General features: G+C 56.1%; 14 protein-coding genes. 11 read left to right on the top strand and 3 right to left on the bottom strand.

Annotation, left to right across the window (positions count from 1 at the left end; all coding sequences use genetic code 11):
• Nucleotides 1–73 precede the first annotated feature (73 nt).
• The 5 genes from phnL to phnP are packed head-to-tail and all read left to right on the top strand — an operon-like array spanning nt 74 to nt 3630.
• Nucleotides 74–754, top strand: a complete 681-nt coding sequence (gene phnL / locus SK62_RS21690; protein ID WP_015570220.1) for a phosphonate C-P lyase system protein PhnL — start codon at nt 74–76, stop codon at nt 752–754.
• Nucleotides 751–1887 (top strand): alpha-D-ribose 1-methylphosphonate 5-triphosphate diphosphatase, encoded by a 1137-nt coding sequence (phnM, locus tag SK62_RS21685; RefSeq protein WP_047718403.1) that lies wholly within the window; start codon nt 751–753, stop codon nt 1885–1887. Before phnL ends, phnM begins: the two co-directional genes overlap by 4 nt.
• The gene (gene phnN / locus SK62_RS21680) at nt 1884–2435 is read left to right on the top strand and encodes a ribose 1,5-bisphosphokinase (RefSeq protein ID WP_032104477.1); all 552 of its coding nucleotides are present in this window, start codon (nt 1884–1886) and stop codon (nt 2433–2435) included. Before phnM ends, phnN begins: the two co-directional genes overlap by 4 nt.
• A complete protein-coding gene (gene phnO, locus SK62_RS21675; protein ID WP_015570217.1) occupies nt 2428–2862 on the top strand; it encodes an aminoalkylphosphonate N-acetyltransferase in 435 nt (144 codons plus the stop codon). The genes phnN and phnO overlap by 8 nt, the downstream gene beginning before the upstream one ends.
• A gap of 9 nt (nt 2863–2871) precedes the next feature.
• The gene (gene phnP / locus SK62_RS21670; RefSeq protein WP_032620756.1) at nt 2872–3630 is read left to right on the top strand and encodes a phosphonate metabolism protein PhnP; all 759 of its coding nucleotides are present in this window, start codon (nt 2872–2874) and stop codon (nt 3628–3630) included.
• A 54-nt stretch (nt 3631–3684) separates the two neighbouring features.
• Here phnP and yjdP read toward each other — a convergent pair whose 3' ends face one another.
• Together yjdP and rpiB are read right to left on the bottom strand one after the other, a co-directional pair.
• Nucleotides 3685–4008, bottom strand: coding sequence for a DDRRRQL repeat protein YjdP (yjdP, locus tag SK62_RS21665; protein ID WP_017382647.1), 324 nt, complete (start codon nt 4006–4008; stop codon nt 3685–3687).
• Between the two features lie 69 nt (nt 4009–4077).
• Nucleotides 4078–4527: a bifunctional allose-6-phosphate isomerase/ribose-5-phosphate isomerase RpiB gene (gene rpiB, locus SK62_RS21660; RefSeq protein WP_023295775.1), complete on the bottom strand. Its 450-nt coding sequence runs from the start codon at nt 4525–4527 to the stop codon at nt 4078–4080.
• Nucleotides 4528–4878: 351 nt separating this feature from the next.
• On the opposite strand from rpiB, the gene alsR reads away from it, so the two are divergent.
• From alsR to alsK, 6 genes are all read left to right on the top strand, one after another.
• Nucleotides 4879–5769, top strand: a complete 891-nt coding sequence (gene alsR / locus SK62_RS21655; RefSeq protein WP_015570213.1) for a MurR/RpiR family transcriptional regulator — start codon at nt 4879–4881, stop codon at nt 5767–5769.
• Between the two features lie 64 nt (nt 5770–5833).
• Nucleotides 5834–6769, top strand: a complete 936-nt coding sequence (alsB, locus tag SK62_RS21650) for a D-allose transporter substrate-binding protein (protein ID WP_015570212.1) — start codon at nt 5834–5836, stop codon at nt 6767–6769.
• A gap of 76 nt (nt 6770–6845) precedes the next feature.
• Nucleotides 6846–8378: a D-allose ABC transporter ATP-binding protein AlsA gene (gene alsA / locus SK62_RS21645; RefSeq protein WP_032620755.1), complete on the top strand. Its 1533-nt coding sequence runs from the start codon at nt 6846–6848 to the stop codon at nt 8376–8378.
• The gene (gene alsC, locus SK62_RS21640) at nt 8357–9337 is read left to right on the top strand and encodes a D-allose ABC transporter permease (protein WP_047718405.1); all 981 of its coding nucleotides are present in this window, start codon (nt 8357–8359) and stop codon (nt 9335–9337) included. Before alsA ends, alsC begins: the two co-directional genes overlap by 22 nt.
• 10 nt (nt 9338–9347) lie before the next feature.
• The gene (alsE, locus tag SK62_RS21635) at nt 9348–10043 is read left to right on the top strand and encodes a D-allulose 6-phosphate 3-epimerase (protein WP_015570210.1); all 696 of its coding nucleotides are present in this window, start codon (nt 9348–9350) and stop codon (nt 10041–10043) included.
• Nucleotides 10027–10971 (top strand): allose kinase, encoded by a 945-nt coding sequence (gene alsK / locus SK62_RS21630; protein WP_032620751.1) that lies wholly within the window; start codon nt 10027–10029, stop codon nt 10969–10971. The genes alsE and alsK overlap by 17 nt, the downstream gene beginning before the upstream one ends.
• On the opposite strand, the gene SK62_RS21625 is transcribed toward alsK, so the two are convergent.
• Nucleotides 10904–13201, bottom strand: a complete 2298-nt coding sequence (locus SK62_RS21625; protein ID WP_015570208.1) for a hybrid sensor histidine kinase/response regulator — start codon at nt 13199–13201, stop codon at nt 10904–10906. The genes alsK and SK62_RS21625 overlap by 68 nt on opposite strands.
• Nucleotides 13202–13337: the final 136 nt, after the last annotated feature.

The raw sequence follows: 13337 nt of genomic DNA, 5'->3' as shown, positions 1-13337 counted from the left end.
GCAAAACGAACACCGCACCCGTAGGCCGGGTAAGGCGAAGCCGCCACCCGGCAAAACGAATCGCGAGGCCAAAATGATCCACGTTGAAAATGTCAGTAAAACCTTTGTGCTCCACCAGCAAAACGGCGTCCGCCTGCCGGTACTGCAAAATGCCTCGTTAGAGGTCAGCAACGGCGAATGCGTGGTGCTGCATGGCCATTCCGGCAGCGGAAAATCCACCCTGCTGCGCTCCCTGTATGCCAACTACCTGCCGGACGAAGGCCATATTCATATTCGCCATAACAATGAATGGGTCGATCTGGTTCAGGCTCCCGCGCGCAAAGTGCTGGAAGTGCGCCGCTCGACGATCGGCTGGGTCAGCCAGTTCCTGCGAGTGATCCCGCGGATCTCCGCCCTGGACGTGGTCATGCAACCCCTGCTGGATCTCGGCGTGCCGCGCGAAACCTGCGCCGCTAAAGCCGCCAGCCTGCTGACGCGCCTCAACGTACCGGAGCGTCTGTGGCACCTCGCCCCGTCGACCTTTTCCGGCGGCGAGCAGCAGCGCGTCAACATCGCCCGCGGCTTTATCGTCGATTACCCGATTTTACTCCTGGATGAACCCACCGCCTCGCTCGACAGTAAGAACAGCGCAGCGGTGATGGAACTGATCGAACAGGCCAAAGCGCGCGGCGCGGCGATCGTCGGGATCTTCCACGACGACGCCGTACGCCAACGCGTGGCGGACAGACTGCACCCGATGGGGACAAACGTATGATTATCAATAATGTCAGGCTGGTGCTGGAAAATGAGGTCGTGAACGGCTCGGTTGAGGTGCGGGACGGTGTCATCCGCGCCTTTGCCGAAACCCGGAGCCGCACTCCTGAAGCGATGGACGGCGAAGGCGGCTGGCTGCTGCCGGGGCTGATTGAGCTGCATACCGATAATCTCGATAAATTCTTCACCCCGCGCCCAAAGGTGGACTGGCCTGCTCATTCAGCGATGAGCAGCCACGACGCGCTGATGGTCGCCAGCGGCATCACCACGGTGCTGGACGCGGTGGCGATTGGCGACGTGCGCGACGGCGGCGATCGCCTGGAGAACCTGGAGAAGATGATCAACGCCGTGGAGGAGACGCAAAAGCGCGGCCTCAACCGCGCCGAGCACCGCCTGCACCTGCGCTGCGAGCTGCCGCACCACACCACCCTGCCGCTGTTTGAGAAGCTGGTGGGCCGCGAGCCGGTCTCGCTGGTTTCCCTGATGGATCACTCGCCGGGGCAGCGCCAGTTCGCCAACATTGAAAAGTATCGCGAATACTATCAGGGCAAATATTCGCTCAACGAGGCGGAGATGGCGCGCTACGAAGAAGAGCAGCTCCAGCTTGCGGCCCAGTGGTCGCAGCCGAATCGCCTCTCCATTGCCGCGATGTGCCGGGACCGGAATATTGCCCTGGCCAGCCATGACGACGCCACGCACGATCACGTGCGCGAATCCCACCAGCTTGGCAGCGTGATAGCTGAATTTCCCACCACGTTTGAAGCGGCAGAGGCATCGCGTAAGCACGGCATGAACGTCCTGATGGGCGCGCCAAATATCGTGCGCGGCGGATCGCACTCCGGCAACGTGGCGGCAAGCAGGCTCGCCTCGCTCGGCCTGCTGGATATCCTCTCCTCTGACTATTACCCCGCCAGCCTGCTGGACGCGGCCTTCCGCGTCGCGGACGACGAGAACAACAGCTTCACGCTGCCACAGGCGATTCGCCTGGTGACGAAAAACCCGGCCAGCGCGCTTAATCTTCACGATCGCGGTGAAATTGCCGAGGGGAAACGGGCCGATCTGGTGCTCGCCCACCGTAAGGGCGAGCACATTCATATCGACCACGTCTGGCGTCAGGGAAAAAGGGTGTTCTGATGGGAAGACTCATCTGGTTAATGGGCCCGTCCGGCTCCGGGAAGGACAGCCTGCTGTCGGCGTTACGGCAGCGGGAACATTCACAGCTGCTGGTCGCGCACCGCTATATCACGCGCGATGCCAACGCCGGAAGCGAGAACCATATCGCCCTGAGCGAGCAGGAGTTTTTTACCCGCGCCGGACAAAACCTGCTGGCGCTGAGCTGGCATGCCAACGGTTACTACTATGGCGTCGGTATTGAGATTGACCTCTGGCTGCATGCGGGGTTCGACGTACTGGTTAACGGCTCGCGGGCGCATCTCCCGCAGGCTCGCGCCCGGTACGAAGCGGCGCTGCTCCCGGTCTGTTTGCAGGTTTCCCCGGACGTTCTCCGTAGCCGGCTGCAAAAGCGGGGGCGCGAAAACGCGCGCGAGATCGACCAGCGGCTGGAACGGGCGGCGCGCTACACCCCGTCGGGTTGCCATCTCCTCAATAACGACGGAAGTTTGCTACAGTCAGTCGAGACCTTGCTATCGCTTATTCGCCAGAAGGAGAAACAGCATGCCTGACTGCCAGCTTCGCCCCGCCACCGCCGACGATGCGCCGATCGTTTACGCGCTGATCTGCGAACTTAAGCAGGCCGAGTTCGATCATCAGGCGTTTCACGCCGGGTATCTGGCCAACTTGCAGGATCACAATATGCGTTACCAGCTGGCCGAGCTGGACGGGCAGATCATCGGTATGATCGGCCTGCATATGCAGTTTCACCTGCATCACGCCCGCTGGATCGGCGAGATCCAGGAGCTGGTGGTGATGCCGCAGGCGCGCGGATTAAAAGTGGGCAGCCAGCTGCTGGCCTGGGCAGAGGACGTCGCGCGACAGGCAGGCGCCGAGCTGACCGAGCTTTCCACCAGCGTGAAGCGCGTGGACGCGCACCGTTTTTATGTTCGTGAAGGATATACGCAAAGCCATTTCCGCTTCACCAAACCGCTGTAGAGGTGCGTTATGAGTCTGACGATCACGCTGACAGGAACCGGAGGGGCTCAGCTGGTGCCGGTGTTTGGCTGCGACTGCGCGGCGTGCCGACGGGCGCGTTTACAGGAAAATTATCGCCGTCGCCCCTGTAGCGCGGCGGTGAAATTCAACGATTCGGTCACCTTGCTGGACGCGGGTATTCCACACCTGATGGACGACTGGCCCGCGGGGAGTTTCAGGCAGATTTTGCTTACCCATTATCATATGGATCACGTTCAGGGGCTTTTTCCTCTGCGCTGGGGCGTGGGAGCGACCATTCCGGTTTACGGTCCGCCGGACGACGCAGGCTGTGACGACCTGTTCAGGCATCCGGGCCTTCTCGATTTCAGCCACACGGTGGAGCCGTTTGTGATGTTTGAACTTCAGGGCTTGCGGGTCACGCCGCTGCCGCTCAACCATTCAAAACTCACGTTTGGCTATCTGCTGGAGTCCGCCCACAGCCGCGTGGCGTGGCTTTCTGATACCGCCGGGCTACCGGATAAAACGGTGACGTTTCTGCTAAACAATCAGCCGCAGGCGATGATTATCGACTGTAGCCATGAACCGCGCCCGGAGACGCCGCGCAACCATTGTGACTTGAATACGGTGATTGCGCTGAACGAGGTGATTGGCTGTCCGCAGGTGATCCTGACGCATATCAGCCATCAGTTTGACGTGTGGATGATGAATAACCCGCTGCCGTCCGGCATTGAAGCGGGGTATGACGGGATGGTGCTGGTGTTGGATTAAATTTTGCCGGGTGGCGGCTGCGCCTTACCCGGCCTACGCGTTGCAATACCAGGGTTACCACCGATCGTAATCATCCTCTAACCGGCGCTCATCCTCTTCTAACCGACGCCGATCGTCATCCAGCTGCCGCTGACGCTCGTCTAAACGCTGGCGTCGATCTTCTAACTGTCGACGACGATCGTCGTACTGGCGGCTGTCGGTTTGACGGCTGCGATCGTAACGATCGTCGTCGTCATCATTACGGCTGCTGCCGGGGTTATAGGCGTCGTTGATCGCCTGCTGAATATTGCCAATGGCATCATCAATCACATCGGCATGCGCCAGTTGGCTGGTTAAAGTCAGCAGACCCAATAACAGAGCGGTAGAGTAACGTTTCATAAGGCCAGACTCGCAGGTGAACTGGCCTTACGGTAATGAATGGCAGGGAACCGGGGTAGCGGAGGAATCTCAATTCCTGGCCTGTTCAATCGCCCCTATCGCATCGACTCGCGCCTGATGTCGTCCCCCTTCAAACGGTGCATTTAGCCAGGCATCGACGATCATTTTTGCCAGCTCCAGTCCGACCACGCGCGAACCAAATGCCAGCACATTCGTGTTGTTATGCTGCCTTGAAAGCTGAGCTGAATAAGGTTCGCTACAGACCACTGCGCGGATGCCCGGGAACTTATTGGCCGTAATGGAGATCCCTACCCCCGTTCCGCAGATCAGGATGCCGCCATCCACCTCCTTATCGATAATAGCCTGTGCAACCGCGCTGGCATAATACGGGTAGTCAGTACGCTCCGGGGAACAGGTGCCTTTATCCACCACGTCGATGCCACGCGCGCGCAGATGGGCCAGAATATCCTCTTTCAGCATAAAACCTACGTGATCGCAGCCAAATGCAATCTTTTTCATAATAAACCTCATCGTGGGTTAACTTTACGAACTCGATGGAGTTGTGATTTAAGACCGGTCAGTTGTGCAATAAAACCTCAAAACCATCGAGTTCTGCGCGTGTTCTACACCCCTGCCTTTGACATTTCAACTCTCTCATGACGGTATATTTCTTACGGCATGCATTAAAATCCGTTAACGTTTCATAATTATATTATTGATTTTTAAGGTCATCCTAAAGCAACCGCCCATCAAAACTTCACAGACAATAAAACTTTATGAATTTTCAAACATTGTGAAGTTGCCAGCATATTTTCATGCCAGAGTGTGGTGATATAGTGTCGTCTTCATTTTTAAGGACAAAAGAGAGCGATGAGTCAGTCAGAATTTAAAAAAGAGCTGCCTAACGGCATTGGCCTTGCACCGTACCTGCGCATGAAGCAGGAAGGCATGACCGACAACGAAAGCCGTATCGTCGACTGGCTGCTCCAGCCGGGTAACCTGAGCGGCGCGCCTGCGATTAAAGACGTTGCCGAAACGCTGATGGTGTCGGAAGCGATGATCGTGAAAGTGGCCAAACTGCTCGGCTTTAGCGGTTTCCGTAACCTGCGTGCGGCGCTGGTCGACTACTTCTCGCAATCCGAACAAGTATTACCTGCGGAACTCGCTTTTGATGAAGCACCACAGGATGTGGTTAACAAAGTGTTCAATATTACGCTGCGCACCATTATGGAAGGCCAGTCGATAGTGAACGTGGATGAAATTCACCGCGCGGCACGTTTCTTCGCCCAGGCCAACCAGCGCGATCTGTACGGTGTGGGTGGTTCTAACGCTATTTGCGCCGACATCCAGCATAAGTTTCTACGCATCGGCGTGCGCTGCCAGTCGTATCAGGACGCGCACATTATGATGATGTCGGCATCGCTGCTGAAGGAAGGGGATGTGGTACTGGTGGTCTCCCATTCCGGCCGCACCAGTGATGTGAAAGCAGCAGTTGAGTTAGCAAAAAAGAACGGCGCCAAAATTATCTGTATTACTCATAGCTACCATTCACCGATTGCTAAACTTGCTGATTATATTATTTGTTCGCCAGCACCAGAGACCCCGTTATTAGGGCGCAACGCCTCCGCGCGTATATTACAGCTTACATTATTAGATGCGTTATTTGTTTCCGTTGCACAACAAAACATCGAACAGGCCACACTTAATATGCAAAAAACCGGCGCTATTGTGGATTTCTTCTCTCCTGGCGCACTGAAGTAAATTAAAAGGTTAATCCTGCTCAGGCGGGATTAACAACAACATACCCTACATTGAGAACACTGCTATGAATAAATATCTGAAATATTTCAGCGGCGCCGCTATGGGCTTAATGTTATCCACCAGCGCGTTTGCTGCTGCGGAATATGCGGTGGTATTAAAAACGCTCTCCAATCCATTCTGGGTGGATATGAAGAAAGGGATTGAAGATGAAGCCAAAACCCTGGGAGTAAGCGTTGATATTTTTGCCTCGCCGTCAGAAGGGGATTTTCAGTCCCAGCTACAGCTGTTCGAAGATCTGAGTAATAAAAAATACAAGGGTATCGCTTTTGCCCCACTCTCCTCCGTGAATCTGGTCATGCCCGTCGCGCGCGCCTGGCAGAAAGGTCTCTATCTGGTGAATCTCGATGAAAAAATCGATATGGATAACCTGAAAAAAGCAGGTGGCAATGTAGAGGGGTTTGTCACAACGGACAACGTGGCCGTCGGCGCAAAAGGGGCCGATTTTATTATCAATAAACTTGGTGCGGAGGGGGGCGAAGTCGCAATCATTGAGGGTAAAGCCGGTAACGCATCGGGCGAGGCGCGCCGCAATGGCGCAACAGAAGCCTTCAAAAAAGCAAACCAAATTAAGCTGGTTGCCAGCCAGCCCGCTGACTGGGATCGCATTAAAGCTCTGGATGTGGCAACCAACGTGCTGCAACGAAACCCGAATCTGAAAGCCTTCTACTGCGCGAACGATACCATGGCAATGGGCGTGGCACAGGCGGTGGCAAACGCCGGTAAAATCGGCAAAGTGCTGGTGGTCGGCACCGATGGTATCCCAGAGGCGCGTAAGATGGTCGAAGCCGGTCAGATGACGGCAACCGTCGCACAAAACCCGGCGGACATCGGGGCGACCGGCCTGAAATTAATGGTGGATGCCGCGAAAACCGGGAAAGTCATCCCGCTGGAAAAAACGCCTGAATTCAAGTTGGTGGATTCGATTCTGGTGACAAAATAACGCAGAACTGTGCGGCTTGATGCCCTCACTCCGGCCCTCTCCCACAGGGAGAGGGTGAACAGAGAAGGAAATAAACATGGTCACGCCATATATCTCGATGGCGGGGATCGGCAAATCCTTTGGTCCGGTTCACGCATTAAAATCGGTTGATTTAACTATATACCCTCATGAGATCCACGCGTTATTAGGGGAAAATGGTGCCGGTAAATCAACCTTAATGAAAGTATTGTCGGGAATTCATGAACCGACCAAAGGCTCCATTATTATTAATGAAAAGAATTACGACAAATTGGATCATAAACTGGCAGCAAGACTGGGCATCGGCATTATATATCAGGAACTCAGCGTTATTGATGAATTAACCGTGCTGGAAAATCTATATATAGGCCGTCACCTGACTAAAAAGGTTTGTGGCATCAGGATTATTGACTGGAAAGAGATGCGCATTCGCGGTGCGATGATGCTCTTACGCGTCGGATTAAAAGTCGATTTAGATGAAAAAGTAGCGAATTTATCCATCAGCCATAAACAGATGCTGGAAATCGCGAAAACCTTAATGCTCGATGCCAAAGTGATCATTATGGATGAACCCACATCTTCATTAACCAATAAAGAGGTGGATTATCTTTTCTTGATCATGAATCAGCTGCGTAAAGAAGGCACCGCCATTGTCTATATCTCGCATAAGCTCGCGGAAATCCGCCGCATCTGCGACCGCTACACGGTAATGAAAGACGGTTCCAGCGTATGCAGTGGCCTGGTGAGTGACGTTTCAAACGACGACATTGTGCGCCTGATGGTCGGCCGCGAACTGCAAAACAGCTTTAACGCCATGAAAGAGAGCACCGGCAACATCGAACGCGACACGGTGTTTGAGGTGAACAACGTCACCAGCCGGGACAAGAAAAAAGTGCGTGATATTTCGTTCAGCGTGAACCGCGGCGAAATACTGGGTTTTGCGGGTCTGGTCGGCTCGGGACGTACCGAACTGATGGACTGTCTCTTCGGCGTGGATAAACGCGCGAGCGGTGAAATTCGCCTCAACGGCAAAACCATCTCCCCGCATTCGCCTCTGGATGCGTTGAAAAAAGGGATGGCCTACATCACCGAAAGCCGCCGCGAAAATGGCTTTTTCCCTAATTTCTCTATCGCCCAAAACATGGCCGTCAGCCAGAGCCTGAAAAACGGTGGCTATAAAGGGGCCATGGGGCTCTTTCGCGAGCATGAAGAACGCAAGACCGCCGAAGCACAGCGCCAGTTGCTGGCGTTGAAGTGCCAAAGCGTAGAGCAAAACATCACCGAACTCTCCGGCGGCAATCAGCAAAAGGTGCTGATTTCTAAATGGCTGTGTTGCAACCCGGACGTCATCATTTTTGATGAACCCACGCGAGGCATCGACGTCGGCGCAAAGGCCGAAATCTACAAGGTGATGCGCCAGCTGGCTGACGAAGGCAAGGTCATCCTGATGGTGTCATCTGAATTACCTGAAATTATCGCCGTCTGCGACCGCATCGCCGTGTTCTGCGAAGGGCGGCTGACGCAAATCCTGACCAATCGCGACGACATGAGCGAAGAGGAGATCATGGCATGGGCATTACCACAAGAGTGAAAGGCGATATGGCGGAGAAAAAGCCATTTAACTTCGCGCTGTTCTGGGACAAGTACGGTACCTTTTTTATCCTCGCGATTATAGTCGCCATCTTTGGCACGCTGTCATCGGAGTACTTCCTCACCACCAACAACATCACGCAGATTTTTGTCCAGAGCTCGGTAACGGTGCTGATCGGGATGGGCGAATTCTTTGCCATCCTTGTCGCGGGTATTGATCTGTCCGGCGGAGCCATTCTGGCACTCTCCGGCATGGTGACTGCCAAACTGATGCTGGCTGGTGTCGACCCGTTTTTTGCAGCACTGATTGGCGGCGTACTGGTCGGCGGCGCGCTGGGGGCGATCAATGGCTGTCTGGTCAACTGGACCGGGCTACATCCGTTCATTATCACTCTCGGTACTAACGCCATTTTTCGCGGCATCACGCTGGTGATTTCCGACGCTAATTCCGTCTATGGCTTCTCGTTCGACTTTGTAAACTTCTTCGCTGCCAGCGTCCTCGGGATACCCGTACCGGTCATCTTCTCGCTGATCGTCGCGGTGATCCTCTGGTTCCTCACCACCCGTATGCGGCTAGGGCGCAATATCTACGCCCTGGGCGGTAACAAAAACTCGGCGTTCTACTCCGGCATCGACGTGAAGTTTCATATTCTGGTGGTGTTCATTATTTCTGGCGTATGCGCCGGGCTGGCGGGCGTGGTGTCGACTGCGCGTCTGGGCGCAGCGGAGCCGCTGGCCGGGATGGGATTTGAAACATACGCCATCGCCAGCGCCATCATCGGCGGAACCAGCTTCTTCGGCGGTAAAGGCCGCATCTTCTCGGTCGTGATTGGTGGTCTCATCATCGGCACCATCAATAACGGACTCAATATCTTACAGGTACAAACCTACTACCAGCTGGTGGTAATGGGCGGGTTGATTATCGCCGCTGTTGCCCTCGACAGATTGATCAGTAAGTAAGGAAATCACTATGAAAATTTCACCCTCCCTGATGTGTATGGATCTGCTGAAATTCAAAGAACAGATCGAATTTATTGACCAGCACGCGGACTACTTCCATATCGACATCATGGACGGCCACTTTGTGCCTAATCTGACGCTGTCTCCGTTCTTTGTCGGCCAGGTGAAGAAGCTCGCCACCAAACCACTGGACTGTCACCTGATGGTGACTCGCCCGCAGGACTACATAAGCCAGCTGGCGCAGGCCGGAGCAGACTTCATCACACTGCACCCGGAGACCATCAACGGTCAGGCTTTCCGCCTGATTGAAGAGATCCGTCGTCACGGTATGAAGGTGGGACTCATCCTCAACCCGGAAACCCCGGTTGAGGCAATGAAATACTATATTCATAAGGCGGACAAAATCACCGTGATGACCGTCGATCCAGGCTTTGCCGGGCAGCCGTTCATTCCGGAAATGCTGGAGAAAATTGCCGAGCTGAAAGCCTGGCGCGAACGCGAAGGGCTGAGCTATGAGATTGAGATCGATGGCTCATGCAATCAGGCCACCTATAAAAAACTGATGGCCGCCGGCGCAGATGTCTTTATCGTCGGAACGTCTGGTCTGTTCAACCATGCAGAGAATATCGGGGATGCATGGCAGCTTATGGCCGGGCAGATCCTGTCGGCACGAAACGAGGTTGTTCCTCATGCAAAAACAGCCTGATGTCGTCGCCGGAGTGGATATGGGGGCCACTCATATCCGTTTTTGCCTGCAAACGGCCGACGGTGCGGTGTTGCATTGTGAAAAACAGCGCACCGCGGAGGTTATCCGCTCTGGTGTGGTGTGCGGCGTGACGGAAATGATCACGGCTCAGCTGCGTCATTTACAGGTTCACTGTCGCGGTCTGGTCATGGGCTTTCCGGCACTGGTCGGCAAAGACAAACGCACCATTATTTCGACGCCAAATCTGCCTTTGCAGGCGAATGAGCTCCGCGATCTGGCGGGAAAACTTGAAGATGCGCTAGGCTGCCCGGTCGAATTTTCCCGCGACGTTAACCTTCAGCTTTCGTTTGACGTGGTGCAACACAATCTCCAGCAGCAAGAGGTTCTGGCGGCCTACCTTGGCACCGGCATGGGATTTGCCATCTGGCTAAACGGTGCTCCATGGACGGGCGCGCACGGCGTAGCGGGCGAGCTCGGGCATATTCCACAGGGGGATATGACGCGGCACTGTGGTTGTGGCAACCCGGGATGTCTGGAAACGGTTTGTTCCGGTATCGTATTGAAACAGTGGTACGAACAGCAGCCCCGCGAGTATGCGATGGGAGATATCTTTTCAGCCGTACCCGATGACCCCTTCGTACAGCAACTCCTGAATCATGCAGCCCGCGCCATTGCCACCAGTGTAAATCTGTTCGATCCGGATGCGGTGATCCTCGGAGGCGGCGTAATGGATATGCCTGGCTTTCCGCGCGAAGCGCTGATTGTCGGGATAAAGCAGCATTTGCGCCGCCCGCTGCCGCATGAGTCCGTGAAATTTATCCCTGCCTCGTCGTCGTCTTTTAACGGCGCTCAGGGGGCCGCTACCCTGGCTCGCTGCCGGTTCCTGCCATCACCTTGCGCAGCGCCTGCGCCAGCTGTGCGCGGGTGAAAGGTTTTCGCAGTAACTGAACGTCCGGCAGCTGCGGGTTATGCGCCGGGCGCAAATCCTGCCCGCTGATCAGCAGCACCGGCAACTGCGGATAGTGGCTGCGTACATGGCCGATCACCTCCGCACCACTCAGGCCGCCCGGCAACATCAGGTCGCTGATAAACATGCCGATATCCGGTGATGCGTCCAGCATGTTCAGCGCCTGCTCGCCGTTTTCGGCTTCAAGCGTCAGGTAGCCAAGCTGGTGCAGTTGCTCGCACAGGGTCTGCCGCACGCCCGCCTCATCTTCCAGGACCAGCACAAGCAGCTCACTCTCTGCCGGGGCCGTGGTCGCCAGCGCGGCATCATCGGAGAACGCGGGCAGCGTCGAGCGCGGCAGCTGGAGCCGCACGGTGGTTCCCTGCCCCGGCGCGCTTTCGATCTCAACGCGCCCCCCGGACTGACGCACAAAGCCGTACACCATCGACAGCCCTAACCCGCTGCCGCTGCCGGTCTGTTTGGTGGTGAAGAACGGTTCAAAGACCTGCGATTTCACCTCCTGCGACATCCCGCAGCCGTGGTCAATCACCTCCAGCGCGACCATATCCTGCCTACGCCCGTCGCTGCGGGTCACACGCTGGTTCCAGGTGCGGATTTTGATCACACCATTTTGCCCCTCCATTGCATCACGGGCGTTCATTACCAGGTTGATAATGGCGTTTTCCAGCTGGCTGACGTCAATCCATGCGGGCCAGGCCGGGGTTTGCGCTTCAATATCCAGCGTCAGCGTGGCGGGAAGCGAGTGCCGCATCAGCTCGCTCAGGTTCTCCAGCAGCGGCTTCATCTCTACCGCATGAGGTTGCAGGGATTGCTTGCGCGAGAAGGCCAGCAGACGCTGGGTGAGCATGGCCCCGCGTTCCGCGGCTTTGAGCGCACGAGTGATGCGCGGCGCGTCCGGTGACGCTGAATCGGTCAGCTCCAGACTGCCGATAATCACCGCCAGCAGGTTATTAAAATCATGCGCCAGCCCGCCCGTCAGTTGCCCAACCGCCTTCATTTTCTGGCTGTGCAGCAGCGCCTCCTCCAGCCCCTGACGTTCGATGCGGTCGACCTCCATCTGCGAGGTCTTCTCCTTCAGTAGCCGCGTGGTGTGCTCCAGCGAAGCGGTATTGCGGGCAAAAACGTTAAACGCGCGCGCCAGTTCCCCCAGCTCATCACGCCGCTGTAGCGCGGGCACCGACACATCCTGCTCGCCGTGAGCGAGGCGCGACATTGCCCTTGAGATAGCCGTCAGGTTGGAGCCCAGATTGCGGTAAATATACCAGCAGGCGCAGCCGGTGATGATCAGCGCCAGCACCGCGAAGACGCTGATAAACACGCTGATGGAGCGCAGCTCCTGGTGGCTTTGAGCGGTACGCAGCCGGGAGGCCTGCGCCACCTGTTCAACGTACTGATTGATGTCGCGGTTTAATATCGCCACCAGCGCCTTGATGTGGAACATATACCAGCTGATGGACAGATCGCTCTCCTCCAGCTGCTTTGACAGTGGCGCGAGCTTGCGCAGCTCATCATTAAAATCCGGGAGCACCAGGTTGACCACCGGTTGCAGGGCGCTCGCGGGTAACATCGCGGTTACTGCATCCAGCTGCTGCACCGTGGCGCGCGGTGAAGGGGTATCAATGGCGGCAACGATCAGCCTGTCCATCTCTGCAAGCTGCCGGGCGTCTGGCACATTGCTCGCGTAACGGCGGTTGATATCCTGCAAATGACGCAGATAGCTTTGGCTTTGATACAGCGCGCTGAGCAGCGCGTTACGCTCCAGATGCCGTTTTTGCCCGCGCTCCAGCATTCCCGTCACGCTCTGCTGTAACTCATTGCTCCTGCGAATAATACGCGCCACCAGCGCGGGCTCCTGCTGCGCCAGCGGCGCATCGGCAAGCTGCTCCAGCGAGTGGCGCAGCGCCATCTGCGTCTGTTTAAGCCGTTCAGCTTCGCCTTTGTACTCCAGCGCACCGACCACCTGCGACAGCCGCACCGCCGCCGTTGCCACGTTGGCCGTGTCGCGCGCGAGGTTCATGCTGCCAGTCATATCATCCAGCGTTTGCTGCTGCACCTGCTCCTGGATCTGGCTGGCATGACGAAAGCCGAGCACCGCCACGCCGCTTACCATCAGCGTTACCGCCACCACCAGCAGGTTAAATATCAGCAGGCGACCGCGGGCGCTGGTGAAGAACGGGGGGCGTGAAGACATGGGTTTGGGCTCCTCTGCGGTTTGGTGCCCTCACCCTGGCCCTCTCCCACAGGGAGAGGGAAAAGGAAAATGTGATGGCGATTAGCTATTCATAACTATGACAAATATGAACAGCTTCTGACATTTTGCATTTACG

This window comes from Enterobacter sp. BIDMC109 (genome assembly GCF_001037885.1).
Lineage (GTDB): Bacteria > Pseudomonadota > Gammaproteobacteria > Enterobacterales > Enterobacteriaceae > Enterobacter > Enterobacter hormaechei_C.
This window is presented reverse-complemented; position numbering and strand designations above follow the sequence as displayed.